This is a genomic window from Cobetia amphilecti (assembly GCF_032923285.1).
GTDB lineage: Bacteria > Pseudomonadota > Gammaproteobacteria > Pseudomonadales > Halomonadaceae > Cobetia > Cobetia amphilecti.
Map to the genome: position 1 here is coordinate 2,528,938 of NZ_CP136695.1, position 26,104 is coordinate 2,555,041.

The following is a 26,104-nucleotide window of genomic DNA, read 5'->3' on the forward strand; positions in this document are numbered from 1 at the left end:
ATGGGGTGGAGCTTCGCGCCGAGGCGCAAGGGGCGAGAATGCGGCCGGTGAACGGCCAGCGCCTCAGCTGACAATGGCGCCCCGGGACATGATGGCGCCCTGAGGCATGGCGGACTCAGTGACGACCTCTGCCTGCCGCTGCACCGCTGGCATCTGGTTGGCGAGGCGATGCAGGTCCGAGACATCCAGAATCAGCGACACCCGCCCATCGCCCAGGATCGTCGCCGAAGAGACGCCTGGCACCTTGCGATAATTCCTTTCGAGATTCTTGACCACCACCTGCTGCTGACCGATCAACTCATCCACCAGCAAGGCGTAGTGACGCCCCTTGCCCTGCACCACCACCACGATGCCCTGCTCGGGCTGGGTCTGGGCGCCCGGCACCGCGAATACCTCATGCAAGGCGACCAGACTCAGGTATTCGTCCCGCACTTTCAGCAGGCGATCATTGCCGACCATGCTGAACAGCATGTCGGCCTGCGGCTGCAACGACTCCACCACCACCGACAGCGGCAGGATGTAGATTTCCTCGCCGACGCGTATGGCCATGCCCTCGAGGATCGCCAGCGTCAGCGGCAGCACAATGCGTGTGGTGGTGCCCTGCCCGGTCACGGAGGCAAGCTCCACGTGCCCGCCCAGCGCCTGGATGTTGCGCTTGACCACATCCATGCCGACTCCACGCCCCGAGACGTCACTGACCTGCTCGGCCGTCGAGAAGCCGGGGGCGAAGATCAGCTGCCAGACCTCGTCGTCGCTCATGCCATCGCTGACCGCCAGGCCGTTGCTGCGCGCCTTGGCCAGAATGCGCGCGCGATCGAGGCCAGCGCCGTCATCCATCACCTCGATGACGATATTGCCGCCCTGATGGCGGGCAGACAGCGTCAGGGTGCCGTGGGCGCTCTTGCCACTCGCCTCACGCTCGCTGGGCGATTCGATGCCATGATCGAGGCTGTTGCGCACCAGATGGGTCAGCGGATCGATGATGCGCTCGGTCAGGCTCTTGTCCAGCTCGGTGTCATGCCCCTGGCTGACCAGCTCGACCTGCTTGCCCAGCCGCGAGGCAAGGTCGCGAATCAGGCGCGGAAACCGCGAGAACACGTAATCCATCGGCATCATGCGCACCGACATCACCGCTTCCTGCAGATCTCGTGCATTGCGCTGCAGCTGGCTGATGCCACTGACCAGCGCCGCCTGATCCGGCGGCGTGGTCGCCGATGCCGTCTGCTCCAGCATCGACTGGGTGATGATCAGCTCGCCGACCAGGTTGATGATGGTATCGACCTTGTCGACGCCGACGCGGATGGAGCCCTGCTCGGTGGGCGCATCAGTGGCGCGCCGCCCCGACTGGCTGCGTCGCTCGCCACTCGCCGGGGCAGCGGCAGATGGCCCTGCCGCGCCAGCGGGGGGCGACTCTTTCATGCCAGCGGAGGACGATTCTGCCGCGCCAGCAGAGGAAAGTCGTGGCGACGAGCCTGCATCGACTGTCGCTTCCGCAGGCGCTGGCTGGTCAGCAAGTTCGACCGCTGCGTCGTCAGCCATGCCGTCGGCGACGTCCTCGGCCTGCTTTTCAGTCAGCGCTTCAACCTGCCCATCCGCTACGCCGCCCACTACGCCGCCCACTACGCCATCAACTACGTCATCAACCTCCGCTGGGGGAGCGGGTGTCGCGGGCTCGATCAGAATCTGCTCCGGCTCGATGACGAAGCACATTACTGCCTCGATATCCGCAGCGCTGACCGTGGTACTCACGATGACGCGACATACCTGCTCGTCACCGCTGCTGGAGATGACCTCACCGAGGTTGGCCAGCTCTTCGATCAGCAGTTCACGCTCGCGGTCGGCGACGAACATCAGAGTGACCGAGAGCAACGGCACACTTGCGTCGGCGCTGGGGTGTGACTCGAGCGCAGACGGCGTGGCCATATCGCTGCCGACTGGCGCAGACGCTTCGCCTGACGGCCCTGGTAGGCTCGGGCCATCAATGTCAGATGGCACTGGTTCGCTCGAGGCATCCATCACCGACGGCTCCTCGCCCAGCTGCTTGAGCACCGCGACGATATGCGCGTAGGCCTCGGGGTCGGGGGACTGGGCATTGCGATAGGCCGCCAACTGGTCGTCGAGCATGTCCTTTGTCTCCAGAAAGCGATCGATATGCTGAATGCTCAACCGCAACTCGCCACGGCGGGCACGGTCCAGCAGGTTCTCGAGGTGATGGGTGGTGTCCTGCAAGACCGTGAAGCCGAAGGTCGCGGCACCGCCCTTGATGGAATGGGCCGCACGAAAGATGGCGTTGAGCTGCTCGGCATCCGGCGCCTCGACATCCAGCGCCAGCAGCAGGCGCTCCATCTCGGCCAGCAGCTCCTGCGCCTCCTCGAAGAAGGTGTCGTAAAACTCACTGATATCCATGCATGTTCTCGCTGGCTGTCATTGCGCTATCACACGGGAAACGGCGCCGCTTGAGTTCTGACATGAGGCGCCTTGAGCGCACTCAGCTGTCCAGCCCGGAAGCGACGGGGCTGTCGGCGACAGGACTGCCAGCGACGGGATTCGTCACGCGTACCGGGCTTGCCAGCTGCTCGAGACGCTCGCGCAGGCTGTTGATGTCCTCGGCGGGCCGGGGATTGACGCCGTTGCTGTCGGTGATATCGCGATAGGCCGACTGGCTGAGCACCATCAGGCTGATGCGACGATTGATGGCGGCCTCAGGGTTCTGGCTGTCGAGGCTGATGCGCGAGCCCATGCCGACCACACGCACGATGCGCTCATAGGGCAGCCCACTGTTGCCCAGCACGCGGCGCGCGGCATTGGCGCGATCGGTGGAGAGCTCCCAGTTGCCGTAGCCGCCTTCACCGACAAAGGGACGATTGTCGGTATGCCCGGTGATGCTCAGATGATTGGGCAGCCGCTTGAGAATCGGCGCCAGCAAGCCAAGCAACTGCGACAGTTGTGGCGAGGGTTGCTTGCTGCCCAACGCGAACATCGGGTGCTGATCGCTATCGGTGATCTGGATGCGCAGGCCTTCGGAGGTCAGCTCGATCTGCAGCTGCTCACGCAGTTCGGCCAGGTCCGCGTCATCGGCCATGCGCTGCGTCATGGTGGTGTCGATCTCGTCGCGAATGGCGGCCATGCGGGAATCATCGGCAAGCGCCTGGCGCTGCAGGCGTTGCAGATCAGCGCCCTTCTCGCCCTGGGTCTGCTCGGCCATGAAGCCGCCGCCGGGAATGGCACTGCTGGAGGCCGAATTGCGATCGCCCCCCAGCAGCGAGACTTCCAGCGGCGCACCGAAGTAGTCGGAGATTTCCCGCAGGTCGTCATCCGAGGCATTCGAGATCACCCACATCACCAGGAAGAAGGCCATCATCGCGGTCATGAAGTCGGCGTAGGCGATCTTCCAACCACCGCCATGATGCCCTTTGACGATACGCGGCCGCTTGATGACGATGGGTCTGCGCTCTTCACTCATCGAGACCTCCGAGCTTCAGTCCAGAGACACCCACTGCCTCGACCACGACAGCCAGCGATACCTGTGTCACTGGCACGCAGGTGACGGACACGCTTGCGACTGACGCACTTGTGAGTGATGCACTTGCGAGAGACGCACTTGCGACTGACGAACTGGCGAGAAACAGCAACGCCATATCAGCCCGCACCCTTGTTCTTGATCTCGCGCACATGCTCTTCCAGCTCGTTGAAGCTGGGGCGCTCGGCGGTGAACAACGCCTTGCGGCCGAATTCCACCGCGACCTGCGGGGCATAGCCATTGAGCGAGGCCATCAGGATGACGCGAATGCACTGCATCATCTTCACGGCCTCATGCACCTCGTGCTGGATCTTGTTGGCGACCGGCGTGACGAAGCCATAGGCCAGCAGGATGCCGAGGAAGGTGCCGACCATGGCATTGGCGATCAACACGCCCAGCTGGGCGGCGCCCTGGTCCGCCGAGGCCAGCGCATGCACCACCCCCATCACGGCGGCGACGATCCCGAAAGCCGGCAGGCCATCAGCCACCGCCGAGAGGGAATGCACCGGAATCTCGGTCTCGTGCTTGAAGGTCTCGATCTCGTGCTCCATCAGCGACTCGAGCTCGAAGGGGTCCATGTTGCCGCTGACCATCAGGCGCAGGTAGTCGGTGATGAAATTCATCAGAATGGGGTCGGAGAGCAGGCGCGGATACTCGGCAAACAAGGCGCTTTCCTGCGGGTTGTCGATGTCCTGCTCGATCGCCAGCATGCCCTGCTGACGGGCACGCGACAGCAGCAGATACAGCAGCCCGATGACTTCCATGTACAGGGACTTGTTGTAGCCACGCGTGCGCTTCAACTTCGAGAATGCCTTGCCGGTGGCCTTGATGGCCTTGCCGTTGTTGCCGGCCAGAAAGGCGCCGACGGCAGAGCCACAGATGATGAGCAATTCCGCGGGCTGCATCAGCACCGCCAGGTGCCCGCCCACCATCAGATACCCGCCCAGGGTGGACCCGATGACCACTAGATAGCCTATGAACAACAACACAATAACCCCCTTGGCATTCGGTCAACGTCGCATGAATCTGACTATCGGCGTCGCTGAGCATGTCTTTAGGGTCACGGCGGAATATTCGTTGAGGCAGTCGTTGCCGAAAGAGCCATGGTCGAATAGTCGGCATTGAGCTAAGCGTCAGAGTAATGGCGCACAACGCAAGAAGGCTTGCCCGGGGATGGGCAAGCCTTCTGGTCTTTGCACGCTCGTCTTGCTCGTTCGCCCGGCGCAATCCTGGCGCCTTCACTGACACGAGACAGCTATCAGCCGAGGCTGGCGACGGCTGCCGACTGCTCCAGTGCCAGTTCTTCACGGGCCTTGCGGCGGGCTGCCGTCTTGCCGGCACGCGATGGCGGCTGGCAGATGCCACACACGTAATCGTGTGATGGCGTGTGGGCGTGCACCACGAAATGGCCACTGCAGGTCTTGCAGCTGGCCACTTCCAGCAGATCACTTTCGAAAAAGCGCACCAGCGTCCAGGCGCGCGTGAGCGCCAGCACCGGCTCGTCTTCGCCGACATGCTCCAGGTAGAAGCGATACGCCTTGACGAAGGCGTTCATGCGCGACGCGCCCTGCGCCTTGAGCCGGCGGTAGAAGCCGTGGAACAGCGACGCATGCAGATTGGGCTGCCAGGTCATGAACCAGTCGGTGGAAAACGGCAGCATGCCCTTGGGCGGCGAGACACCACGAACTTCCTTGTACAGCTTGACCAGACGCGCGCGGCTGATCTCCGTTTCCGTCTCGAGCACCTGCAGGCGGGCCCCCAGTTCGATCAACTCTACTGCCAACTGCAGCTGTTGCAGTTCATCGACGAGACTTTTCTGGGTCATCCGCTGACTCCCCCCTGGCGAAGTCCAGCATCGTTCTGGCGCGCATTCAGCAGCATGGCAGTGTGCATCGCGCTGAAATCCTGGTCGCGCCCACCCTGCAAGACTCCCTTGAGCTGCGAGGCATCATCCAACGCCAGCTCGCACAGCAGTTGATTGCAGGACGACAACGACACCAGCTGACTGACACTCATGCCAGACAAAAGATCCGCCATCTCTTGATCGAGACCCAGGCGTACCAGCGCCATTTCCGTATCTTCGACCAACAAGCGCTGCACAAGCAGAAGATACGACAGATTGACACTCTGTATATCATTGAGCAGTGAGGACATCATGATTCCCTGAGTGGTCTGATCGTCCCGAGCTACCGCCAACCCTGGCGCTCGACCGTCATTCCTTATGGTTTTGATGTGATGAAACGAAATACTCAATGGCGCCGGACCAATGGCGCCATGCGGGCTAGCGGCTTCATGACCAAATGAGCCACCCACTTTAAGATGGCGATTCTAATACTTAATCACGTAATGGACCAGACTCTTCATCAACATTTTTTTACATACCACTACGCTATATGCACAAAAGCTGCATCAAGCCGCCGAAATGGCAGCAAGGTGTGTCAGAAAAGCCCTCAATCTTGTCTTCAAGACGACTTGCATAATCACGATGCACCAGATTTGTCATACAAAGCAATAGCAAGCGGATGGTGCGCACAGTATGTTGCATTTTCGTGAAAGGTGGGCCTGACCCTTTCCCGCCACCCGGGGCATGCCTTGTACAATATCGAGCAATTGCCCCGAACGGGCCGCCAACAGGCAGCAAGTTACCCCTGCGTAAAGGCGAGGAATAACGCAATGTCAGCACTTGTCCAGAATGGGCTATCTGCTATTTCAACGCTGTGAGAGGACCCGCCAGCGGCTCGCCCAAATGGGCTTCTCTCGCCGCTTCAACACAATAAAACACTGCATATGAGGGTTCTGGCACAAACAACATGCAGGATCGAGCTGCATTTACAGGGCGACCCTCGGCGGAGTTTCAATACCGGATCCACGCAAGCAGTTCGCCTGAGTGACACTTTATTTAAATATTATAAATAAATTATATTTCTCGATATCCTGGCCTGTGGCGTGACGCCTGAAGTGTCACTTCACACCTCCACAGTCGCCATGCAGTGGCATGCCATAAAAACATTCGCCAGGACTCAATGAGCAAGAATCGTACAAGGATGAAACATCATCCTGCAGGGCGGGGCATTCGAGAATCTTACTCGGAAGGCGTCTTCTGTGAGCGATGTCTCTCTGCCCATAGCTCGGCGATCTTGACGACGACCTGCATCAAGGCTGTGGGCAATTCCTTGCGTGCCGGCAGGCCGGTGGCCAGCATTTCGACCAACTCGGGCATTTCATGCACGCTCAGACCCAGCGAATTGGCCCGCTGCTGGATGCGCTGCCCCAGCCTCTCACCCTGGGTATGCATGAAATCCGTCGCTTGCTCTGCCGTGGCCCGAGGGGCATCGACAGATGTGCCATCAGAAGACGCGGGCGCCTCATGATCAGGCACTGCATCGACGGGGCGTACGTGCACCCTGGGCGCCATCCCGGCCAGACCTTGCGCGAGCGCATGCTGCAGCTCGCGCAAGGCCGTATCACGCTCGCCTGCGTTGCTGGAGGGTTGCGTCAGTCGCTCTATCTCGACCACCAATGCCACAGGCGCAGAGAGCTGATACCAGGTCAGGTTCAGTGCAAGCGTTGCCCGCGCGGCAGCATTACTGCTCTCACTGCTCCTGCTCTTCTCCCCCCTCTCACTTTCCGCACTTTTCACACTACCGGGCGCTGGCGCCTGCCCTTCGCCCTGCTCCGCAGTGTCTCGCGTGGCAAGATTTTCCTGCTCGGAAGTCACCTGTGGTTTGCGATCGCTGCCCGCCTCGCCATCGCTGTCGCCTGCCACCAAGGTCAGCGACATCTTCCACCGTTGAGCCTCGCCGTGATCACTGCGGCGACTGTCAGGTGTGGCGTCATGCGCAGCCACGGGCGTCACGCCCAATGGCGCTGCACGTCGCACCTCCTCATCCCGCGAGCGATGCCGATAAGGCGGCCCCGGGAAATACAGGCTGAAGAAGACATGCAGGCCGGGCATCAACAGGCCCTGCCAATGGAAGGGCTGACCCAGAATCAACAACAGCTGTTGCTGTACCAGCCCGCTGGCAAGGGCGTCTGAGCCACTCGCCTGGCGAGATACATCAGAGGCGGCAGGTTGAGCGACGCCCAATTGCATGTTGGCGCGATAGGCACCCAGCGCACTGGCTTCATGAGAGCCAGCGCCCTGTCGGGCCGCGTCAATGCCACCCGGCGGCAAGAGCATGTCACTGCTCGGGCGAGCCATGCCCGGGCGCGACTCACGGCGCAGCTCTGCTCGCATGTCTCGCATGCGCCAGACAAAGGCGTCCTCGCGTGCCGCCTCCCAGGGGATGAAGCGCGCCTCCGCCAGCACCGGCCATTGCCGCCAGGCCAACAGAGCCTCCAATCTGGCATTGGCAAGCTGCGGATGACCGGCGAGGTCGGCCAATCCCAGCCGATTCTCGACCCAGGCGAGCAGGTCCGCTTCGTAGAAGAGCCCGCTCTGGTGGATCTGCTGGCTCAAGGCCGCCGACAGACTGAGAAGTGATGCGCTGGACAGCGCCATGGGCGCCAGAAGACCGGGCAAGGGCTGGCCGCGCGCCAACAGAGAAACCAGCGACTGCCCTTCCGGCAGCGCCAACCCGACCCGCGCGGACGGCGAGCCGCTGGCTACCAGCTGTGACAGGGCATCGAGCAAACGCGACATCGTCTGCGTCTGCGTCGTCAGTTCGACGGAAGCACCGGACAGCGGGAGGGAAGAGGAAGCTGACGCGAGGGCGCCAGCGGGAGAAGTGGAGGCTTGCGAGGCTGTCAGCAACGCTGCGCTGGCATTCAATGACGGGGCCGCAGGCCTTGCGCCTGAGCCTGTACCAGTTCCCGTATGGAAGAGCGGATTGGCGCCATTCTGGCCGCCACTGCCCTTGCCATCTTCCGCCCCCAGCCCCTGGCGCGACTGGAGAGCGGAGGTCGGGAAGACGACACCGGAGTCCGCCGGCGGCGGGCGTTGTGCCGCCCTCCCCAACACCTGATGGAGCAGACTATCGATCAAGGGATTGATGCCGCTCATGTCGTGCAATCCTCATTGCCAGGGAGGCCGTCAGGGAGTCATGCGCGAGGGCTTGGAGGCTCGGCTCTCCCCGCGCCCGACCAAGCCTTGCTCTGCTGAGCTTGGCCGCCCTGATCGTAACTTGCCTGGTCTTGGCTGTTCTGGCCTTGGCTATTCTGGCCTTGGCTACTGTGACCTCAGCTATTTTGACCGTAGCTGCCCTGGCCATAATTGCCCTGGCCATAGCTGCGTGCCAGCTTGCGGCGCGTACCCACATCCCCGAGCACTTCCTGCAACTGACTCTGGCGCGCCTTGAGCTGGACGGTCAGCTCTGATTCCAGCGTGGTCAGCGTGCGCAGACGTTGTTCCAGCGCCCTGCGCGTCTCGGCGTTGCCACCTCGCGGCATGCGCAGCTGCTGCATCTTCTCGATATAGCTGGCCTGCCCGCCGAGTACCGCGGGCCAATCACCCAGGCGTGCTGAACGCAGCATGGCATTCATCTGCTCCAGCAGCTCATCGCATTGCTGGAAGGTGTCATCGGCGAGCAGTGCATTGCTGTCCATGGTCAGCCCATTCCCTTGTCGTGTACGGCAATTTGACGCCAGGCGTCTCCCAGCTCGTTGAGCAGGCGACGCGCCTCTTCGAGCTTTTCCGGGCTGTTGCCCAGGTTGGCCTGCATGATCAGGCGCGCGATGTAGTCATACATGCGATCAAGATTGGTCGCGACCTCATTGCCCTGCTCATGATCCAGACAGGCACGCAGACCTTCGGTGACGATGCTGGTCGCCTTGGCCAGCGACTGCCCCTTGGCAACCACGTCGCCGGTCTCCATCTGCAGACGCGCCGCCGCCAGCGCGCGGTCTGCTCCCTCGAACAACATCACGATCAACTGGTGTGGACTGGCGGAAAGCACACCGGATTCCACGCCGACACGGGCATAGGCATTGGCGCCACGATAGCGACTCATGGTGATTGGGTTCCCTTGTTCATGGCGTTTGTCAGTATCTCTGTCAGATATGGAGCCGTCGTCGGCATGCCGTCTCGACTGCGGGCATCGCCGGACTCATCGAATCTCGCAAGCGCATGGCGGATGGCCTGGGCCTGGGTCAGTGACCAGTGACCAGTGACCAATGACCAATGACCAGTGACCAGCGACCAGCGACCAATGTCTCAGGGCATCAGCCACCGATCAGCCCGTCATGTCCCAGCTGTTTTCCAGCGTTTCCAGCTGACTGGTCAGGTAGTCACTGGTGGATGTCAGGTTGGCCACCAGGATGTCGAGTTCCGTGAACTGCTCCCGATAACGCTCGATGGTGGCCTCGATGGTGTCTTCGGTCTGCTCATACTGACTGGCGAGACTCTCCAACGACCCCTCGATGCCTTCCGTGGTGCTTTCCAGCGTCCCGTCCTCCCCGACCACCTCTTCCAGCAGACTGGACATCTGGCTGGCGAAGCCGCTGGTGCCCGCCTCATCATCGGAGATGAAGAACCCCGACATCACCGCCAGCTGCTCACTGTCGGCAGCCTCGATCACGGCACTGTCGAATTCGAGCTTGCCATCGTTGGTACGGCTCACTCCCAGCGAGGAGAGCGCATAGAAATCGCCCTCACTGGTGAAATTCAGCGCCGAGGTCAGGCGACTCTCGATGGTGCGCAGCGTCGAATCGCCCAGCAATTCCCCCGCGGTCCCTTCATCGGCATTGAAGGCGGTGTAATTGTCGATGGTGTCCTGCAGGTCGTTGTAGGCATTGACGAAGGTCTCCATCGCCTTGCTTACCGACTCGGCGTTCTCCTTGACGGTGACCACGCTCGCAGTCGTGTTGGTCTCGCTAAGCGTCAGGGTCAAGCCATCCACGGCATCATCGATGACATTGGAGGTGGCTTGCATGCTGATGCCGTTGACGCTGAACTCGGCATTGCGCGCCGCGACGACTTCCTCCATCCCGCTGGCTGAAGGATCATTGCTTGTCGCGTCATAGCTCGCCGGGTCATGGCTGAGCAGGCTATCGAGCTCTGCCACCTCACCGCTGGTCGAGAGGCTCATCACCGCCTCGTTGCCCGTCTCGTCCGAGGTCATCACCAGGCGATACGGCGTGTCGGAGCCATCATTGACGATCGAGGCCGTGACCCCGAGACCCGCCTCATTGATGGCATCACGAATGCCTTCCAGCGTGTTGTTGCTCTCGTCGATGACGATGCTGGCGCTGCGCTCGGCGTCCGCCGCATAGCTGCCGTCACTGGCCAGCGTGCCCAATGACAGCGTCAGCGTGGTCGCAGTGCCATCACCGATGGCCTCATCACGACTCGCCTGGCCCGTCGTCGCCAGACTCTGCGCCTGCGCCAGCTGGGTGACAGCCACCGAATAACTGCCCGCACTCACTTCCGAGGTTGCCGTGGCACTGACGCCCGAGCCAATGGCGGTGGTGGTCATGCCGGCATAGGTGTCGGCATCGGCCAGCGCCGCGGCGGCGGTATCCAGGGATTCCAGGCGACTTTGTATCGTGCCCCAGGCCGACAACTCGGCCTCGTAACTTGCCTGCTGGGTCTCGATCGGCGTGAGCTTCTGACGCTCTGCCGTCTCCAGATCCGTCAGCAGACTGTTGAGGTCGAGCCCAGAGCCAATCCCCAGCGATGAAATCGTCGCCATATGCACCTCTCGATAGGGTGAAGGTATTTTCACATGCCCGCTGAGCCGCCATCAGGCGAAAAAGCACGCATACCGGGCGTATTTGTCTGTCTGAGTGTTGGGGCTATCGGCACAGGGTTCGTGAACTTGAGGGCTTTCTTGGTTCGTGAACTTGAGGGCTTTCTTGTGCAGACGTTTTCTTGTGTGAGCGCCTTCTTCTTTCGACCGCCTTCTTCTTTCGACCGCCTTCTTCTTTCGACCGCCTTCTTCTTTCGGCCACCTTCTTCTTCCGACCATCTTCTTTTTCGATCGCCTTCCTTTTTGATCACCTCCCGAGCACACCCCTCACTAGACCTCAGACTACAGAAAGGTAGTCACCCTACAGCGCCTACGACGTATCGCTTACCGCACCGCAAACGTTTGCGGTTCATAATTGGCGCCATTGTGAACCAGCGGATTCAGACACTGGATCGACTCATTCCTGCTTTACCCAAGGACTGCGACGTGAAACGACACGGCATCTTGAACGGACCTCTCAGTGGCCACCTCGCCCGTCTCGGCCATACCCATACCGTGGTGATCGCCGACGCCGGCCTGCCGATTCCCGAGGGCGTGCCCTGTGTCGATCTCGCGGTAGTCCCCGGCCTGCCCGCCATGCTGCCGGTGCTGGACGCCCTGCTGGCCGAGCTGTGCATCGAGGCCACGACCCTGGCCGAGGAACTGCCGGTCAAGAGCCCCTCGTTCCATAACGCCATCGTCGAACGCCTGGACACCCTGGACCGCCTGTCCCTCGCACCGATCGCTCGCCAGCAGCTCAGTCATGAAGCCTTCAAGGCGGCGCTGCCCGAGGCGAGCGTCATCGTGCGCACGGGCGAGTGCACGCCGTACGCCAACGTGATCCTGCACTGTGGAGTGCCCTTCTGATGCAGAGCCATGCACAACCGCGGGTGCTGATGGCACTCAAGGGCATCGACAAGGGCTTCTCCGGGGTCAGCGTGCTCAAGGGTGTCGACCTGACGCTGCGCGCGGGGCGCGTGCATGCGCTGGCCGGCGAGAATGGCGCCGGCAAGTCGACGCTGATGAAGATTCTCTCCGGCGTCTATCGCTATGACGCCGGCACGCTGTGGCTGCGGGACGAGGAAGTGGTCTTCACCACCCCGCGTCAGGCGATGGACAGTCGCATCGCCATCATCCACCAGGAACTCAATCTGGTGCCGGGCCTGTCCGCCGGCGAGAACATCTTCCTCGGCCGTGAGCCACGCACCGCGCTGGGCACCGTCGACTGGAAGCGCCTGCACCGCGATGCCCGCCAGCTGCTCGACCGTCTGCGCCAATCGCTGGATTCGCGCACCGCCGTCAGCGAGCTGAGCATCGGTCAGCAGCAGATGGTCGAGATCGCGCGTGCGCTGTCGCTGGACGCCGAGATCATCATCATGGATGAGCCCACCGACGCGCTGACAGACATCGAGACCGAGATTCTCGCCGAGGTCGTCGCGGAGCTGCGCGCCGAAGGCCGCTCGCTGGTCCTGATCACCCACCGTCTGAACGAGATCTTCAGCATGTGCGATGAAGTCGCCGTGCTGCGCGATGGCCAGATGATCCACCAGGGGCCGACGGCGGAGCTGGATGAAGATGGCCTGATTCGCCTGATGGTCGGTCGCGAGCTGGCAGAACGCTACCCTTACACGCCCGCCAGCCCTGATGGCGAGGTGATGCTCGAGGTCAAGGATCTCGAGGCGCCGGGCGTCAAGGGCATCAGTTTCTCGGCCCGCCGCGGAGAAGTGCTCGGCTTTGGCGGCCTGATGGGCGCCGGGCGCACCGAACTGGCCCGCGCCCTGTGCGGCGATACCCGCATCAGCGCCGGCAGCGTGCAGCTGCATGGCCAGCCTGTGAGACTTTCCTCACCGGCCGAGGCATTGGCCGCGGGCCTGGTGTATGTACCGGAAGACCGCAAGCAGGCGGGCCTGATTCTCGCCCACTCGGTGGCCAGCAACATGTCGTTGAGCGCCCTGCCGAGTTTCTGTGGCGCGTTCGGGCGCATTCGTCATGGCGAGGAAGCCGCCGCCGTCGAAAGCTTCGTCAAGAGCATGCAGATCAAGGTCAGCAATACCGACCAGCCGGTCGATACGCTGTCCGGCGGCAACCAGCAGAAGGTGTCGCTGGCCAAGGCACTGATGCCGGCGCCGGAGCTGGTGATTCTCGACGAACCGACCCGTGGCGTGGATGTCGGCGCCAAGCGCGAGATCTACCTGCTGATCAACGAGCTCAAGCGCCAGGGCAAGTGCGTGCTGCTGATCTCCTCCGAAATGCCCGAGCTGCTCGGTCTGGCCGATCGCATTCTGGTGGTCGCCGATGGGCGCATCTCCGGCGAATTCAGCCGTGAGAACGCGACCCAGGAAGCGATCATGACCGCGGCCTCGGGCCTCGAGAGCCCGCTCAGCGGCGACAGCACTTCGAAAACCAGCACTTCATCGACAAACGCTGCATCGCGCGATACCGCCCGCCCGTCTTCTACCCCCGATTCCTCCGCTTCCCGCCACGAGATGCCGAACTGATGTCTACTCCTTCTTCCTCTGCCGCCAGCGGCCGCCGCCTCGACGTCAGGCGCCTGCTGGTCGAGAACAAGGCGCTGATTGCGCTGGCTCTGTTGATCGCCGTGAGTGCCGGCCTGTCCGACAACTTCCTGTCGTCCGACAACCTGCTCAACGTGCTCCGCCAGACCAGCATCAATGCCATCATCGCCATGGGCGTGACCTTCGTCATTCTCACCGCGGGTATCGATCTGTCTGTCGGCGCGGTACTGGCGCTGACCGGCGCCTTCGCGGCCTCGATGACCGCCGCCGGCCTCTCCCCCTGGTTGAGCGTGCCGGGCACCATCATCGCCGGTGCCGGCCTGGGTGCCATTTCCGGCCTGTTCGTCGCCTTCGGTCGCATCCAGGCCTTCATCGTCACGCTGGTGGCGATGACGATGCTACGTGGTGCCACGCTCGTCTACACCGATGGCCGCCCGGTCTCCATCGGCGTCAGCGAAGCCGCAGACAGCTTCTGGAATCTGGGCGGCGGTTACTGGCTCGGCGTACCAATCCCGATCTACATGATGTTCTTCGTCTACGTGCTGTGCTGGGGCGTGCTGCATCACACCCGCTTCGGACGTCACGTCTATGCGGTCGGCGGTGGTGAGAAGGTCGCGCGTCTGTCCGGCATCAACGTCAATCGCATCAAGATCAGCGTCTATGCCATTGCGGGTGCCTTCGCGGCACTGGCCGGTGCCATCCTGGCCGCGCGTCTGGGCTCGGCACAGCCGAATGCCGGCACCGGTTACGAGCTGGACGCCATCGCGGCGGTCGTCATCGGCGGCACCAGCCTGATGGGTGGCCGTGGACGCATCTTCGGCACCTTGATCGGTGCACTGGTTATCGGCGTGCTCAACAATGCGCTGAACATCATGGGCGTCTCCAGCTACTACCAGATGATCGCCAAGGGCGCCGTCATACTGCTCGCGGTACTGATCGACAGCCGCGCGCAGAAATAGAAGAGCAAGTACGTAATACACAACACGATTTCATTCCCGGCAGCATCGAAGACCCTCGCCCCCGTGCGCCAACCACGGGGGCCCTCCAGCGGGTCGCCGACAACAACGAAAGGACCATCGCCATGAAGAAGAACGGAAAACTGCTCACCTCCACGCTGACCACCGCCATCACTGCCGCAGGCCTGAGCTTGATGCCGGTGCAATCCGCCATGGCCGACAAGATCGCGCTGGTGGTCTCGACGCTGAACAACCCGTTCTTCGTCAGCCTCCAGCAGGGTGCCAAGGACAAGGCCGAGGAACTGGGCCACGAGCTGATCGTGCTGGATTCCGGCGATGACGCCGCGCGTGAGCTGTCCAATGTCGAGGACGCCCTGTCCCGCGGCGTCGATCTGCTGCTGATCAACCCGACCGATTCCGATGCCGTGGTCTCCAGCGTGCGCACCGCCAATGGCCGCGATGTGCCGGTGGTGACACTGGATCGCAGCGCCAACGGCGGTCGGGTCGCGGCGCACGTCGCCTCCGACAACGTCGCCGGTGGCGAACTGGCAGGCAATTTCATCGCCGAGAAACTCGCAGGCAAAGGTGAGATCGTGCAGCTGGAAGGTGTCGCTGGCGCCTCGGCCACGCGCGATCGCGGTGAAGGCTTCATGAAGGCCATCGACGGCCAGACAGGCCTCAGCCTGGTGGCCACTCAGCCGGCCAACTTCAACCGCACCCAGGGCCTGAACGTGATGGAGAACCTGCTGCAGGCGCATCCGGGCGTGAATGCCGTCTTTGCCCAGAACGATGAGATGGCGCTCGGTGCCCAGCGTGCCCTGCAGGCCGCCGGCAAGGACATCCTGCTGGTCGGCTTCGATGGCACCGATGAGGGCATCAAGGCCGTGCAGGCCGGCAAGATGGACGCCACCGTCGCCCAGCAGCCGGCACTGATCGGCAGCCTCGGCGTCGACACCGCCGACAAGCTGCTCAAGGACGAAGACGTCGAGAAGACCATCTCCGTGCCGCTCAAGCTGATCACCGAATAAGCGATCACACGGCTCACGCCGCCTGCATCGCGGGACAGGACGCCGGCCACTGGCCGGCGTTTTTTCGTCTTTTTGCGTCTTTCCATCAATGGCGTGTCTTGCTCGCCTCGCAGGGCCAGTGACGCCCGCTCGACTTTCACCATCAGGCTCACCACCAGGGATAGAACAGTGATTCGACTCAAGGATGTGGCGGCACACGCTGGAGTTTCGGTAACCACGGTGTCGCATGTCGTGAATGCCACCCGCCCGGTGGCCAGTGCGACCGAGGCGCGGGTACGCGAATCGATCGCCGCGCTCGGCTATCGACCGGACAGCGTCGCCCGTGCGCTGAAATCCAACCGCAGCCGCACCCTGGGGATGATTGTCACCAGTGCGCACAACCCCTTCTTCGCCGAGGTGATCCGCGGCGTCGAGGACCGCTGCTACCAGGCAGGTTACAGCCTGATCCTGTGCAACAGTGACGATATCGATGCCAAGCAGCTCAGCTATCTCGAGACGCTGCGGGATCGACGCATCGATGGCCTGGTGGTGATGACCGCCGAGAACGGCGCCGGCTTTCTCGAGGCGCTCAGTGCCCTGCCACTGCCGACGGTGATGATGGACGCCGAGCCCCAGCCGGGCTGGGACATGACGGTAGTCAATGATGATTCACGCCTGGGGGGCAGGCTTGCCATCGAGCACCTGCTGGCGCAGGGGATCGAGCGCATCGCCCTGCTGACCGGGCCTCGTGATCATGCCCGTTCCCGCGAGCGCCTGAGCGGAGCACTGGACGCCCTGCACACCGCCGGCCTGGGACTTGCCGAGGACTGGCAGATCGCGACCCAGTTGATGCTGGCCGACGGTCATCGCGCGGCCCACCTGCTGCTGGCCAATCCGGCCGACAGACCTGATGCCATCTTCGCCTTCAATGACCTGCTGGCGCTGGGCTGTCTGCGCGCCGCCCAGGACCTGGGCCTTGAGGTACCTCAGCAACTCTCGATCATCGGCTACGACGATATCGAGATCAGTGCCTACCTCTCACCCGCCCTGACCACCATCCGCCAGCCGATCTATGCGCTGGGTACCACGGCCGTCGATCAACTGATCGCGCGTCTGGAAGGCACCCCCTTCCCGGGCCAGACTCAACTGGCCCCGAGGCTGGTGGAACGCGACAGTGTCGCGCGGCCAGGCCAGTGCCTTCTGGGCCACGTTTGAGCGCAGCCAGGCTAGATCACAGATCTATACCAGATGAGCATCAAACATATCAAACAACAACATTTCTCTTATAGGTCAACACTGCCTACTCTGCCCCTCGTGAATCACCGCTGCCACGCTTGGCAGCACGAACATGAGGACACCCAGGTGACAGGCACTTCCCCTTCAAGCTCTTCCCAATCGGACACTGCCCGATCAGATACTGTCCAGGCAGGCACTGACACGCCGGCATCGACACCAGAGGCCGACAGCACGCCCGCCATTGGCCGCGGGTTGTTGCTGCTGATGGCGATCGCGGTCGCCGCGACCGCCGCCAATCTGTACTACAACCAGCCGCTGCTGGCGGAGATGGCCCGCTCACTGGGCGTGAGCCAGGGCATGATCGGCCTGATCCCCTCCGCGACCCAATTCGGGTATGCCGCCGCCATCCTGCTGATCTCGCCGTTGGGCGACACCATGGACAGACGCCAGCTGATCCGCAATCTGTCCATCACCCTGGCACTGGCCTCACTGGGCATCTTCCTGGCCCCCAGCTTCTGGCCGCTGTTGCTGGCAAGCTTCGTGGCCGGGCTGGGCGCCAACATCACCCAGCAGCTGATACCGCTGACCGCCTCGCTCTCCACCCCCGAGGCGCGCGGCAAGAACATCGCCACCCTGATGACGGGACTGACCATCGGCATACTGCTGTCACGCACCCTGAGCGGCAGCATCGGCGGATACTGGGGCTGGCGCAGCGTCTTCCTGGTCGCGGCCATCATCACCGTCATCATCGGTCTGCTGCTGCATCGTCATCTGCCCAGCCGCGCGCCTGCCGTGCAGATGGCCTACCCCAGACTGATCGCCTCGATGGGTACGCTGTTCAAGCAACATGCCCTGCTGCGGGAATCCGCGCTGACCGGCGCGCTGTGGTTCGCGGCCTTCAATGCCATGTGGGCGACGCTGGCCATTCACGTCACCGATGCGCCGTTTGACTACAGCGTCCAGCAGGCGGGGCTGTTCGGCATCATCGGACTGGCGGGAATCTTCGGTGCCAAGGCGGCGGGCCGACTGGTCAATCGTGTCGGCGCGGGGCGCCTGATCAGCTTCGCCCTGGTGATGGTGCTGGCGTCCTTCGCGGTGCTCGCCGCGTGGGGTGACAGCCTGGCCGGACTGATCGTCGGCATCATCCTGCTGGACCTGGGCGTCTTCGCGGCCCAGATTCCCAACCAGGTGCGCGTGTTCTCGATCGACCCCAAGGCCCAGAGCCGCATGAACGCCGTCTACATGCTGTGCTACTACCTCGGTGCGGCAGCCGGTTCCGCCATCGGCGTCAAGATGATGAGCGTGTATGGCTGGCAGGGCATGTCGCTGTTCGGGCTGGCACTGGCAGCGGTGGCACTGGTTCATCATGGTGTGAAGCAGCGCCGCTCGGCCTCTTCAACACAGTGAGATCAGGACAGTGAGATCAAGACAGTGAGACGAGAGCGCAAGCGAAGCGATGAAAGGCTGAGAGCCTGAGATGGCACCTGGTCAGCACGTCGAGTCATGGGCAATCACACCCCATGCCACGGCAGCTGGCCAGGCGCCTGAAATGGTGGCGCAATTCAGGTAAACTCTGCGCGCCATTTCGGTGCGTCGCCGAGGTGGTACGCGATTCACGACCCGTTATCGGGGCAAGAACCCGTCAAACCCTCGAGATCCACATGAAGCTCATCGTCAAACTTATCCTCGGCATCATTGCCGGCCTGCTGATCGGCCTGATGGCCCCGGATGCCCTCGTACGTGCCGCGCTGACCGCCAAGGTCATCATCGGCCAGCTGATCAACTTCACCATCCCGTTGATCATCCTGTTCTACGTCATGAGCGGCATCGCGTCGCTGCCGAAGAATTCCGGCGCCATGCTGGGTCGCACCGTCGGCATGGCCTACGGGTCGACGATTCTGGCCGGCATCTTCGCCTTCCTGGTGGCCAGCAACCTGCTGCCCGGCATGCTGTCCGGCATGGCACCGGTCGCTGAAGGCCGCGATGCCCTGACTCCCTTTCTCGATCTCGAAATCCCCGCGGCACTGCCGGTGATGACGGCCCTGGTGCTGGCCTTCGTGTTCGGCGTGGTCATCAGCCGCCGCGAACTGCCGACCCTGAAAAGCGCCGTCTTTGAATCGCGTGAAGTGGTCGAGGTGTTCCTCAATCGCGTCATCATCCCGCTGCTGCCCCTGTTCATCGCCGGTACCTTTGCCGAGATGGCTTACGAGGGCAAGGCGCTATCGACACTGGATACCTTCTGGAAGGTGCTGGTGCTGGCGATCGTGATGCACTGGATCTGGCTGAGCACGGCCTACCTGATCACCGGCCTGATCCAGCGTCGTTCTCCGCTGGGCCTCCTGCGCAACATGCTGCCGGCCTACCTGACGGCGCTGGGCACCATGTCGTCGGCGGCGACCATTCCGGTCAGCCTGCGTCAGACCAAGGCCAATGGCGTCAGCGATGAAGTGGCCAACTTCAGCGTGCCGCTGTGCGCCACCATCCACCTGTCCGGTTCCACCATCACCATCGTCACCTGCGCCACCGCCGTGATGATGATGAGCCACAACCTGGCACTCGCAAGCCTCGGCGAAGTGATTCCATTTCTGATCATGCTGGGCCTGACCATGATCGCCGCGCCCGGGGCACCGGGTGGCGCGGTGATGGCGGCGCTTGGCGTGCTGGGCAGCATGCTCGGCTTTGGCGAGGCGGAACTTGGCCTGATGATCGCGCTGTACCTGGCCCAGGACAGCTTCGGTACCGCCACCAACGTCACCGGCGATGGCGTGATCGCGCTTTGGGTCGATCACTTCGCGCGCCGCGATGGTGTGGTGGCTACGCCGGAGCCGGATGCCGCGACCGGCGAAGCACCGGTGGCACGCTCACAGCCGTGAGCTGCCGCATGTGCTGAGCCACATGCGCTGACAGTCGTCAAAAGCCCCGCCTCTTTTCGGAGACGGGGCTTTTTCATGCCCGCGGCCATCCATACGCTCATCTCCACGGTCTTCCTCACGATCATCTTTACGGTCAGCCTGCAGGATGGCGTGCCGACGGGAGGTGAGACATGACGCCGCGCCGCGCCTGACACCCACAGGCCAAACGGCTACCATTGGCGCCCACGCGCGAGCGCTGTCATCGCTGCCGTACGCCATCACCCTGTTACCGTTGCCGGAGTGCCAGATGTCCCTGCTTCCCCCTGCACTGTTCTGTCCTTCGATATCACTACCGATATCTCGCCCGCGCCTGGCACGCATGTTCGCCACCCTGTCGCTCACCTCTGCCAGCCTGACCCTCGCCCAGCACGCCAGCGCGCTGGAGATCGGCATGCCCGCCGATGGCGGTGTCAGCGTCAGTCCCGCCGTGATGCTCGAAGCCGAGGGCACCCTCGATGACCAACTGAGCAGCCCGCTGATGCTCAAGCAGTTCTCAAGCCACGAGGCCGTGGAGCAAGGACTGAGCGATGGTAGCCTCGACGCCGCCTACCTGACGCCGCAGATGCTCAAGGCACTGACCGAAAGCGGCATGTCACTGCGAGTGCTGGACGGCGCGGATCTCGACGATGTCAGCCTGGTCGCGCGTGACGAACTGATCCGCTACACCGAATTGTTCGAGCCGCAGGAGCTGCTGATCCGCTTCCTCAACGACACCACGCGTGCGGTGCGAGTGGTGATGAGCGATGACGATGCACGCTCGCATCTGGCCTTGAAGCAATGGGTCGAGGCCAAGGTCGGCTCCAGCATGCAGCTGGTCAGCCCGCGCTCGCTGGAAGAGCTCGAAGGCGATGAATATGTCGGCGATGCGCCCCAGGCGCTGATCAACAGCCGCAAGATGCACGCCGCCTTCCTCAACGGCGATGACGCGACGCGTCTGGTGGCGCTGCATCCGCTGTCCAAGGACTGGCTGCCGCGCGCCGACATGCTCGACCTGCCGCGCATGCTGCTGGTCAGTCGTGCCAATATCGAGGACGCGAGTCTTGAGGCCGAGCTCGAGTCGCTGGCCGTCGCACACGCCCGCATGCAGCAGAGCCTGCACGGCGAGGAGCCGATGAAGCTCGCCTTCACGCTCAAGCAGGCCTGGCCGGCGGATGCCGGTGAGGCGCCGAGCCTGCCCAGGGTGGTGCATGCGCTGAACGGGCGCGCTATCCCGACCGCCGACATGCGCACCGCCCTCAAGGACTGGCTGGGCGAGCAACAGTCAGCGGTCAGCTGGCCTGAGCTCCAGCAGTAGACCCAGGTGTAGACCCGGCCGCAGGCCCAGCAGTCACGCCCGCCACAGGGCAAATGACATACACAAAAAAACCCGCCGATTGGCGGGTTTTTTCGATCAACGGCAACGATCAGGCGTCGAGGGCTTCAGCGATCTGGGACTGAGCCTTCGGGCCGATGCCCTTGACTTCAGAGATCACGCCATCGGCGTGAGCCTTGCGAACCTTGGCGACATCGTCGTAGCCAGCGTCAGTCAGGGCACGGATAGCGGCAGCGTTGAGGCCGAGGTCTTCCAGAGAGGCCGCATCGGCTTCTTCGGTCGCTTCCTCGACGGCTGCGCCCATCGGCATCATGCGAGACTGGGCGATGGCCTGTTCGCGTGCCAGACGTGCCTTGTACTGCACCAGCTTCTGGTTGAACTCGTGTTCGACCTGCTTGCGGTGCTTGTCAGAGGCTGCGGCTTTCTCGCTCAGGCGTTCGTTGCGAGCGCGCAGGTCTTCGACTTCCTTCTTTGCCTTGTCACGGGCATTACGGAGCTTGTCGGCTTCTTTGCTGGCTTCACGCAGCTGACGCTCCAGCTCCTTGATGCGGGCGTTCTGGTCCTGCTTGGTGTCCTGCTCCTGAAACAGGGATGCAAGCTGGTCGTCAAGATTAGCGTCGGTCATACTGCTATGTTGCCTCGAATAATTGATAAAGAGCTAAAGTCTGGGCGCACATTCTACCGCAGTTCTTCAGTTTGTGCTGCATTTGAGCGCAACCCGAGCGGGATGAATGTGAATCGGGGGTCCTGCATGGGGCAATATTACCCCAACTGTGTGACATCGCCAGCCACGGACGACACTGAACGCGGGATGAGACGTCACTGAACGCACACGACAACCGAACTATCGGCGCCATGGCGCAGGTCACGGAAAAGACAGCCCGCTGATCATGGGCTGTCTTTTTTTCGCGGTTACCCAGCACTTGCGCAGGCCTGTCAGCAGAGATCTCAGTGTCTGCATCGGACTCAGTGCTTGCGCCAGTCCTCGAGCTTGTCGCTCAGCTGCTGACGACGCGTGTCGGGCGATGCCAGCGTCTCGGACTGATGACCTTCCCCGAAGCGATTCTCGAGATAGTCCATCAGGTTGATCAGCTCATCATCGGTCAGGCTGTCATCGAAGGCCGGCATGAAGACACTGTGGCCATTGTTCTCACGCTGCACGCCATTGAGGATCGCCTGAGCCAGATTGTCCGGATAGACACTCCCGGTCACGCTGTTGTGGAACAGCGACGGGTAGTAGCCATCCTGGGTGCCGGCGCCATCCGCGCCGTGACACATGGCGCAGTGACCCAGATACAGACGCACGCCCGGAGTGGCGTCGGTCAGCTGACCGACCAGGTCTTCATCATCGGGGCGCTTCTCCAACGGCTGACCACGCAGCAACAGCACGTCATCGGCCGGTGCGCCCTGATTGAAGCGCGTGGCGACCTGCGGCTCGCTTTCAGCCTCGCGATCGCCATCATTGACCGCCTCGCCCTGCTCGCCCTTGCCATCCACCGCCGGAATCGACTTCAGATAGACCGCGATGGCGCGCAGGTCATCTTCACTCATGTGACGCATGGAGTGTTCAACCACATCCGCCATCGGGCCGCCAGCCTGCGCCTTGCCCTTGAGGTTGCCGGTCGCCAGATAGGTCTGGATATCCTGCTCACTCCAGCTGCCCAGACCATCCTGCATGTCGGGCGTGAGGTTGAAGGCGCGCCAGCCTTCGATCATCGCCCCGCCGAGATAGCCTTCTTCATCACCGGTCAGTGCCGTTTCCTGGAAGGCGAAGCCACGCTCGGTGTGACAGCTGCCACAGTGGCCCGGCCCCTGAACGAGATAGGCGCCACGGTTCCAGTCGGCGCTCTTGTCGTCGTGGTCCTGCCACGGCTCCAGAGGCGAGAAGATCTCTTCCCACAGCGCCATCGGCCAGCGCATGTTGAGCGGGAACGGAATCTCGCTTTCGCGGTTGGGCGTGCTGCTCGGCGTCACCTCATGCATGTTCCAGGCGTAGAGCGCCTTGATGTCCTCATCCGTCAGACGGGCGTAGGACGGGAACGGCATCGCCGGATAGAGGTTGTGACCATCGGCAGCCTCGCCCTCGCGCAGCACACGGGTGTACTCCTCGAGGGTGTAGTTGCCGATGCCGTGCTCGGTGTCCGGGGTGATGTTGGTGGCGTAGATTTCGCCCACCGGCGTCTCGAAGCCGAGGCCACCGGCATATTCATCGCCGTCCTCGGTGCTGTGACAGGCCGCGCAATCGCTGGCGCGCGCCATGTACAGGCCCTTCTCGATCAGCGCGGGGTCATTGGTAGCGGCCTTGTCGGCTTCCACCTGCCTGGCGTGCTCGTCATCACCGCTGCCACAGGCACTGAGCAACAAGGCGCTGGTGCCAGCAATGGCGGCCAGGCGGACGGCACGGGTCAGGCGTGCAGGGCGAAGGATCGGGCGGGCACCGCGACCTTTCTCATCAATGGCATCACGGGTGCCAGCAGTACGGACGTGCGGGACCATGCTTATATTTCCTGTTCGAGCAGATCGGCAATACGCAGAGACAACGCCGCAATGGTCAGGGTGCAATTGACCGACCCGACGGTGGGCATGCTGCCGGAGCTGGCGACAAACAGGTTGTCATGGCCGTGTACTCGGCAATCGCGATCCACCACGGAGTCTTTGGGGTTGTCTCCCATCAGGGTCGTACCGCAGATATGCTGGTTGTTGGAGAACTCATCACGGAACGCAATGTCGGTGCCTCCCATCAGCTGAGCGATACGCGCATATTGTTCACGGGTATGCGCGGCGCTGCGCTTGACGTAATCATCAATAGCATAACGGAATTCCGGGCGCGGCAGGCCGAGAGCGTCACGTTTTTTTGACGGCGTGATGCGATTGGCGGCCTCCGGCAACAGCTCGTGGAAGCTGTCGAACTGCACATAGCGGCTGGCGCGGTTATCGATCTGCGCCTGCAATTCCGCACCGAGCCTTAGCGGTGTTTCCGACAGCACCTCCGTCGTCATCTGCTGCGTGCGGGCAATGTTGGACAGGTGCAGCTTCTTGGACGCGAAGTCCTTGCGGAAGTCGCCGTCGCGCCAGGTGATGATCGAGGTCATCTCCTGAGGGCCACGCCCGGCCCACAGCGGCTCATCGGCCAGAAAGCTCACCCCGGTGCCGGGATGGTCCATAAGATGCCGGCCGACCATGTCGTTCTGGTTACCCACCCCATCGGGGGTATGGGCGTTGACCGACATCTGCATCAGCTTGGGCGTCTCGATGCCATTGGCCGCCAGCACCACCCGCGCCGCACTCAGGCGATGCTGCTTGCCGTCGGGGTCCAGATAGCGCACTTCGCGAATCTTGCCGCGGGCGTCGCTTTCCAGGTGATGCACGATGGCATTGTCGATCAGTCTGGCACCGGCACGTTCGGCCTTCTCGACATGGATGATACCGGAATACATCGCGCCGATCGGGCAGATGGGCATGCAGTTGTTGTTGCCACAGCAGGTCGGGCGCTCATCATAGGGGCGGCTATTGCGCGCCACCGGCTCGGTGACCATGTCAAAGCCGTGGGGATTGATGCGCTCGCTGACCCGCCGCTCGTTCCACGACAGCGGCAGCGGCGCCATCGGATACTCGGCACTGCGCGGGCTGCCGAGATCGACATCATTCGGCCCCCAGACACCCAGCGCGACCTCGGCACGGAAGTAATAGTCTTCCAGGTCGTCATAGCCGATCGGCCAGTCGCGCCCGACGTCATACTCGCTCTTGAGCACGAAATCGCTGGGCAGGAAACGCCAGGATGACGCCGCCCAGTGCCAAGTAGTGCCGCCGACAGCGCGAATGTACTGGGCGTCGTAGGCCTGCTCGCCCTTCTGCACCAGATAGTCGGCATTCTCGCCGTAAAGCATTGGATGGGGCGCCGCCTTGCTGGCAGGATAAGGCCCCATGAAGTCCATCTTGTTGGCCTGGTTGCGGAAGCGCTCGACGATCTGCCAGCGCTGCATGCGCGGGCCTGCTTCCAGCATGATGACCGACTTGCCGGCCTCGGCCAGGCGATGTGCGATCAGGGCACCGGCGACACCAGACCCGACCACGATCACATCGGCATCATACGAACGGGATTCCTCGGCCATGCAGGATTCTCCTCGGGGGAAATGGGAACAGAAACAGGGGCGGTCAGGACGCCGCTGACAGGTCTAGCACGCAGGCGATGTCAGTAGCTGATGCCATGCTCGGCAAGAAGCTCAAGGCCAAGGGCAGACTCAAGCCCCGCCGACCTACCACGCGCTAGCCTGGGGAGAAAGGGTGGCCACTCAGGCCTTGGGTACCTCTGCCCAGAAACCCGGGCGGTTAGGACAATAGCTACGCACCACCTGCACATCGCGCGGCCCGGCATACATGCCAGCGCGCTCGAAGGCGATAACCTCGGCAGCGGGGTCACTGATCGACTTTCCGACCGTGCCCAGCATCCAGGCTTGCAGCAGACGGCGCACCAGCGCCATCTCGCCGCCACTCAGGTCTTCTTGAGTCAGGTAATCACGCGACTCGCCCAAGGCCAGCAAGCGGGTCTTGAGGGCCGGCAAGCTGCCGACACCGGGCACTCCCTCAGCCGGAATTCTCGCCATCGCCTCGAAGTAACGCTGACCCAGCCGCTCATCCAATGTCTTGTCGCTGAGTAACCAGCGCGACAGGGCCATGAATGTCGCGAAGGCACTGTCATCCTGGGTCTGATGCTCGTCAGATACTGTCTCGGCCAGGGCCTGAAGGGACAGGCCGCCGAACACGGCAATGCCTGCTCCACCCAGCCCCAGCTTCAATAGCTGACGACGTGAAGGATTAGTAGCGCTCTGGGATGTCGACATGCGGCCCTCTCGGACAATGAATGGTTCACTCGGCGCCAGCTCACAGCGCACAAGGCGGTAATGCCACCTGAGCTGCACTCAAGCAACCAAGCATACCTTCTGCGGCTTTGGAGAGCTCTTGAGCAGCCCCTACACAGGGA

The 26,104-nt window shown here is 62.6% G+C and carries 21 protein-coding genes; 8 read left to right on the top strand and 13 right to left on the bottom strand.

Translation table 11 applies throughout. The annotated features are described in order from the left end of the window. Positions 1 to 63: 63 nt before the first annotated feature. From cheA to fliD, 9 genes are all read right to left on the bottom strand, one after another. Entirely contained in the window at positions 64 to 2,406 is a 2,343-nt protein-coding gene (cheA, locus tag R1T44_RS10810) for a chemotaxis protein CheA (protein WP_317292001.1), read from the bottom strand. Between the two features lie 82 nt (positions 2,407 to 2,488). Continuing rightward, a complete protein-coding gene (gene motB / locus R1T44_RS10815) occupies positions 2,489 to 3,463 on the bottom strand; it encodes a flagellar motor protein MotB (protein WP_317292002.1) in 975 nt (324 codons plus the stop codon). Positions 3,464 to 3,639: 176 nt separating this feature from the next. Beyond that, positions 3,640 to 4,509, bottom strand: coding sequence for a flagellar motor stator protein MotA (gene motA / locus R1T44_RS10820; protein ID WP_176677172.1), 870 nt, complete (start codon positions 4,507 to 4,509; stop codon positions 3,640 to 3,642). A gap of 269 nt (positions 4,510 to 4,778) precedes the next feature. After that, entirely contained in the window at positions 4,779 to 5,345 is a 567-nt protein-coding gene (flhC, locus tag R1T44_RS10825; RefSeq protein ID WP_054556600.1) for a flagellar transcriptional regulator FlhC, read from the bottom strand. Next, positions 5,342 to 5,674 carry a flagellar transcriptional regulator FlhD gene (flhD, locus tag R1T44_RS10830; RefSeq protein WP_166018115.1) on the bottom strand — a complete coding sequence of 111 codons (333 nt, stop codon included), beginning with the start codon at positions 5,672 to 5,674 and terminating at the stop codon, positions 5,342 to 5,344. Before flhD ends, flhC begins: the two co-directional genes overlap by 4 nt. Positions 5,675 to 6,602: 928 nt before the next feature. Then, positions 6,603 to 8,522 carry a hypothetical protein gene (locus R1T44_RS10835; RefSeq protein WP_317292003.1) on the bottom strand — a complete coding sequence of 640 codons (1,920 nt, stop codon included), beginning with the start codon at positions 8,520 to 8,522 and terminating at the stop codon, positions 6,603 to 6,605. A gap of 176 nt (positions 8,523 to 8,698) precedes the next feature. Then, positions 8,699 to 9,064 carry a flagellar protein FliT gene (locus R1T44_RS10840; RefSeq protein WP_192838854.1) on the bottom strand — a complete coding sequence of 122 codons (366 nt, stop codon included), beginning with the start codon at positions 9,062 to 9,064 and terminating at the stop codon, positions 8,699 to 8,701. 2 nt (positions 9,065 to 9,066) lie between these two features. Next, positions 9,067 to 9,468 (bottom strand): flagellar export chaperone FliS, encoded by a 402-nt coding sequence (gene fliS, locus R1T44_RS10845; protein WP_317292004.1) that lies wholly within the window; start codon positions 9,466 to 9,468, stop codon positions 9,067 to 9,069. Positions 9,469 to 9,690: 222 nt separating this feature from the next. Then, positions 9,691 to 11,148 carry a flagellar filament capping protein FliD gene (fliD, locus tag R1T44_RS10850; RefSeq protein ID WP_317292005.1) on the bottom strand — a complete coding sequence of 486 codons (1,458 nt, stop codon included), beginning with the start codon at positions 11,146 to 11,148 and terminating at the stop codon, positions 9,691 to 9,693. A gap of 33 nt (positions 11,149 to 11,181) precedes the next feature. Between fliD and rbsD the strand changes: the two genes are divergently transcribed. From rbsD to R1T44_RS10890, 8 genes are all read left to right on the top strand, one after another. After that, positions 11,182 to 12,051: a D-ribose pyranase gene (rbsD, locus tag R1T44_RS10855; RefSeq protein WP_317292006.1), complete on the top strand. Its 870-nt coding sequence runs from the start codon at positions 11,182 to 11,184 to the stop codon at positions 12,049 to 12,051. Then, positions 12,051 to 13,682 carry a sugar ABC transporter ATP-binding protein gene (locus R1T44_RS10860; RefSeq protein WP_317292007.1) on the top strand — a complete coding sequence of 544 codons (1,632 nt, stop codon included), beginning with the start codon at positions 12,051 to 12,053 and terminating at the stop codon, positions 13,680 to 13,682. Before rbsD ends, R1T44_RS10860 begins: the two co-directional genes overlap by 1 nt. Further along, positions 13,682 to 14,659: a ribose ABC transporter permease gene (rbsC, locus tag R1T44_RS10865; protein ID WP_317292008.1), complete on the top strand. Its 978-nt coding sequence runs from the start codon at positions 13,682 to 13,684 to the stop codon at positions 14,657 to 14,659. The genes R1T44_RS10860 and rbsC overlap by 1 nt, the downstream gene beginning before the upstream one ends. A gap of 122 nt (positions 14,660 to 14,781) precedes the next feature. Continuing rightward, positions 14,782 to 15,684 (top strand): ribose ABC transporter substrate-binding protein RbsB, encoded by a 903-nt coding sequence (gene rbsB, locus R1T44_RS10870; protein ID WP_317292009.1) that lies wholly within the window; start codon positions 14,782 to 14,784, stop codon positions 15,682 to 15,684. A 186-nt stretch (positions 15,685 to 15,870) separates the two neighbouring features. Then, complete coding sequence (locus R1T44_RS10875) at positions 15,871 to 16,878, top strand: LacI family DNA-binding transcriptional regulator (RefSeq protein WP_317292937.1); 1,008 nt, start codon at positions 15,871 to 15,873, stop codon at positions 16,876 to 16,878. Positions 16,879 to 17,025: 147 nt separating this feature from the next. Continuing rightward, the gene (locus tag R1T44_RS10880) at positions 17,026 to 18,306 is read left to right on the top strand and encodes an MFS transporter (RefSeq protein ID WP_317292010.1); all 1,281 of its coding nucleotides are present in this window, start codon (positions 17,026 to 17,028) and stop codon (positions 18,304 to 18,306) included. A gap of 254 nt (positions 18,307 to 18,560) precedes the next feature. Further along, complete coding sequence (locus R1T44_RS10885; protein ID WP_054556589.1) at positions 18,561 to 19,772, top strand: dicarboxylate/amino acid:cation symporter; 1,212 nt, start codon at positions 18,561 to 18,563, stop codon at positions 19,770 to 19,772. Between the two features lie 286 nt (positions 19,773 to 20,058). After that, positions 20,059 to 21,105: a hypothetical protein gene (locus tag R1T44_RS10890; protein WP_317292011.1), complete on the top strand. Its 1,047-nt coding sequence runs from the start codon at positions 20,059 to 20,061 to the stop codon at positions 21,103 to 21,105. A gap of 109 nt (positions 21,106 to 21,214) precedes the next feature. Here the strand turns inward: R1T44_RS10890 and R1T44_RS10895 are convergent, their stop codons facing one another. From R1T44_RS10895 to R1T44_RS10910, 4 genes are all read right to left on the bottom strand, one after another. Beyond that, positions 21,215 to 21,748, bottom strand: a complete 534-nt coding sequence (locus tag R1T44_RS10895) for a hypothetical protein (protein WP_054556587.1) — start codon at positions 21,746 to 21,748, stop codon at positions 21,215 to 21,217. A 341-nt stretch (positions 21,749 to 22,089) separates the two neighbouring features. Next, positions 22,090 to 23,619: a c-type cytochrome gene (locus tag R1T44_RS10900; protein WP_317292012.1), complete on the bottom strand. Its 1,530-nt coding sequence runs from the start codon at positions 23,617 to 23,619 to the stop codon at positions 22,090 to 22,092. A 2-nt stretch (positions 23,620 to 23,621) separates the two neighbouring features. Continuing rightward, positions 23,622 to 25,235, bottom strand: a complete 1,614-nt coding sequence (locus tag R1T44_RS10905) for a GMC family oxidoreductase (protein WP_317292013.1) — start codon at positions 25,233 to 25,235, stop codon at positions 23,622 to 23,624. Positions 25,236 to 25,415: 180 nt separating this feature from the next. Then, complete coding sequence (locus tag R1T44_RS10910; RefSeq protein ID WP_153635851.1) at positions 25,416 to 25,964, bottom strand: sugar dehydrogenase complex small subunit; 549 nt, start codon at positions 25,962 to 25,964, stop codon at positions 25,416 to 25,418. Positions 25,965 to 26,104: the final 140 nt, after the last annotated feature.

Bases quoted from the DNA above. Each gene is read 5' to 3' on its own strand.
- cheA (WP_317292001.1), bottom strand. From the start codon at position 2,406: ATGGATATCAGTGAGTTTTACGACACCTTCTTCGAGGAGGCGCAGGAG.
- motB (WP_317292002.1), bottom strand. From the start codon at position 3,463: ATGAGTGAAGAGCGCAGACCCATCGTCATCAAGCGGCCGCGTATCGTC.
- flhC (WP_054556600.1), bottom strand. From the start codon at position 5,345: ATGACCCAGAAAAGTCTCGTCGATGAACTGCAACAGCTGCAGTTGGCA.
- flhD (WP_166018115.1), bottom strand. From the start codon at position 5,674: ATGTCCTCACTGCTCAATGATATACAGAGTGTCAATCTGTCGTATCTT.
- R1T44_RS10835 (WP_317292003.1), bottom strand. From the start codon at position 8,522: ATGAGCGGCATCAATCCCTTGATCGATAGTCTGCTCCATCAGGTGTTG.
- R1T44_RS10840 (WP_192838854.1), bottom strand. From the start codon at position 9,064: ATGGACAGCAATGCACTGCTCGCCGATGACACCTTCCAGCAATGCGAT.
- fliS (WP_317292004.1), bottom strand. From the start codon at position 9,468: ATGAGTCGCTATCGTGGCGCCAATGCCTATGCCCGTGTCGGCGTGGAA.
- fliD (WP_317292005.1), bottom strand. From the start codon at position 11,148: ATGGCGACGATTTCATCGCTGGGGATTGGCTCTGGGCTCGACCTCAAC.
- rbsD (WP_317292006.1), top strand. From the start codon at position 11,182: ATGCCCGCTGAGCCGCCATCAGGCGAAAAAGCACGCATACCGGGCGTA.
- R1T44_RS10860 (WP_317292007.1), top strand. From the start codon at position 12,051: ATGCAGAGCCATGCACAACCGCGGGTGCTGATGGCACTCAAGGGCATC.
- rbsC (WP_317292008.1), top strand. From the start codon at position 13,682: ATGTCTACTCCTTCTTCCTCTGCCGCCAGCGGCCGCCGCCTCGACGTC.
- rbsB (WP_317292009.1), top strand. From the start codon at position 14,782: ATGAAGAAGAACGGAAAACTGCTCACCTCCACGCTGACCACCGCCATC.
- R1T44_RS10885 (WP_054556589.1), top strand. From the start codon at position 18,561: ATGAAGCTCATCGTCAAACTTATCCTCGGCATCATTGCCGGCCTGCTG.
- R1T44_RS10890 (WP_317292011.1), top strand. From the start codon at position 20,059: ATGTCCCTGCTTCCCCCTGCACTGTTCTGTCCTTCGATATCACTACCG.
- R1T44_RS10895 (WP_054556587.1), bottom strand. From the start codon at position 21,748: ATGACCGACGCTAATCTTGACGACCAGCTTGCATCCCTGTTTCAGGAG.
- R1T44_RS10900 (WP_317292012.1), bottom strand. From the start codon at position 23,619: ATGGTCCCGCACGTCCGTACTGCTGGCACCCGTGATGCCATTGATGAG.
- R1T44_RS10905 (WP_317292013.1), bottom strand. From the start codon at position 25,235: ATGGCCGAGGAATCCCGTTCGTATGATGCCGATGTGATCGTGGTCGGG.
- R1T44_RS10910 (WP_153635851.1), bottom strand. From the start codon at position 25,964: ATGTCGACATCCCAGAGCGCTACTAATCCTTCACGTCGTCAGCTATTG.